The sequence below is a fragment of the Pseudonocardia nigra genome (genome assembly GCF_019396355.1).
In the GTDB taxonomy this organism is placed as follows: domain Bacteria; phylum Actinomycetota; class Actinomycetes; order Mycobacteriales; family Pseudonocardiaceae; genus Pseudonocardia; species Pseudonocardia nigra.
Map to the genome: position 1 here is coordinate 1 of NZ_JAHKRK010000450.1, position 1,453 is coordinate 1,453.

The 1,453-nt window shown below is 67.2% G+C and carries 1 protein-coding gene; it reads right to left on the bottom strand.

What is annotated here, in order from left to right; genetic code table 11:
• Window positions 1-1,239, bottom strand: a 1,239-nt coding sequence (locus KME75_RS41505) for an IS110 family RNA-guided transposase (RefSeq protein ID WP_219420461.1), incomplete at its 3' end; no start/stop codon positions are given.
• Between the last annotated feature and the right edge of the window lie 214 nt (window positions 1,240-1,453).

Consider the following 1,453-nt stretch of genomic DNA (forward strand, 5'->3'; position numbering starts at 1 on the left):
TGAGGCCTTGGCGAGTGTGACCTCGTATCCGAGGTCTTGGAGTGCCTTGAGGTGGCGGTCGCGGCGACGGTCGGGGCTGTCGTGGCGGCGGAGGAAGTAGTCGCCTCCGAGGTCGTCGTAGTCAGCGTCGTTGGTGAGCAGGTGCCAGGCGATGACGAGGATGCTGTGGCCGACGGCGAGGGCGGCCTTCTTCTTGCCGATGCGCCGGGCCAGGCGCCAGAACTGGGCGCCGAGGTAGGTGTCGTGGGTTCGGGACGCGGCCCAGGCGCATTCGACGAGGATGTCGCGGATCCAGGGGTTGCCGTCGCGGGTCTTCCCGGTCTTGCGTTTGCCCCCGGTGGTGTTGTTACCCGGGCAGACACACGCCCAGGAAGCCAGGTGTCCGGGGGTGGGGAACACGCTCATGTTGGTGCCGATCTCGCCGATCAACGCTTCCGCGGCCCGTTGTCCGACTCCGGTGATCGTGTCGAGGTGATCACGGGCCCGGGCGAAAGGGGCCATCACGGCCTCGATCTGGTCGTCGAGTTCACCGATGGCGTGTTCGAGTTGGGACAGGTGTTCCATGCCGAGCCGCAGCATCAGGGCGTGATGGCTGTCGAACCGGCCGCGCAGCGCCTCCTGCAGGTCGGGCAGCTTGGCCCGCAACCGGCCTTTGGCCAGCCCGGCGAGGACCTTCGGGTCACGCTCGCCACCGATCAGGGCGACCAGCATCGCCCGTCCGGAGGCCCCGAGCACGTCCGAGGCCACCGAGCCCAGTTTGATCCCGGCATCTTCGAGGGTCTTGTGGATTCGCTGAGTCTCGGCGGTCCGGACCTGGACGAGCTTCTTGCGGTAGCGGGTCAGATCCCGCAACTCGCGGATCTCACGCCCGGGCACGAAGCTGCCACGCAGCAGACCGTGCTCGAGCAACTCGGCCAGCCAGGCCGCGTCGGCGACATCGGTCTTGCGCCCGGGAAGGATCTTGACGTGCCGGGCGTTGACCAGCTTCAACTCGAAACCCTGATCCTCGAGCTGATACCAGACCGGCTTCCAGTACTGGCCGGTTGCCTCCATCACCACCTCGGTCACCCCGTGGTCGGCCAGCCAGGCAGCCAGCCGCTCCAACCCTGAGGTGAACGTCGAGAACGTCTTGATCTTCGCGCGGCGGCCCTCACCGTCGGTCGTGGGCACCCGCACGCAGGCCTGGACCTCCCGTTTGCCCACATCCAGTCCCGCGCAACGCTGCACGATGGTGTCCATCACCCGCTCCTCACCACCAGTCTCACCCGGGTGGGTCCGGCAGGGGCCGACCGCTGACGAAGCTGTCAGGCGTGCACGTAGCAACAATTCGTGGTGCCGGGAAGGCCCCCAGGCCTCAGACTTTGCTTCGGGCTAGACGCACCAATGCCAACCGAGCTCAGCCGGACCCGACCCGATTCTCATACCTCGTGGCGGCCGAAGGCCATGGGGGACT